The organism is Shewanella sp. S1-49-MNA-CIBAN-0167 (assembly GCF_040310145.1).
GTDB lineage: Bacteria > Pseudomonadota > Gammaproteobacteria > Enterobacterales > Shewanellaceae > Shewanella > Shewanella psychromarinicola.
Window position 1 is genome coordinate 1 of record NZ_JBEOPO010000161.1, and the last position, 318, is coordinate 318.

1 protein-coding gene is annotated in these 318 nt (G+C 34.3%); it reads right to left on the bottom strand.

Features of this window, described 5'->3' with window-relative positions:
• A partial coding sequence (locus tag AAEZ00_RS20810) for a hypothetical protein (RefSeq protein ID WP_351089781.1) occupies positions 1-197 on the bottom strand: 197 nt, incomplete at its 3' end.
• Positions 198-318: the final 121 nt, after the last annotated feature.

Genomic DNA, 318 nt, shown 5'->3' on the forward strand with positions numbered 1-318 from the left:
CTCAATAAAAGCACTGATGCACGAGTACCAATTTTTTGTGCTTCTATCAATAATACTAAGGCATGAAGCATTTCGCCTAATGGTAGGCCCTGCAATACCATATCGAGTATTGTACTGTATCGCTCGATACTCGATTCACGAAAATCATGTTGGTCTGTATCTTCTATGAATTTATTGATATGCGGTCCTATATCCATAACGCTCCATTATTACGGCGAATGCTTAAAAATAGATATTTCTAATATGAATAAGATTATGCATTTGTGAGAACTTAATCAATGTCTTAACGTAAATTAATTCAAAACACTCAGTTTAACG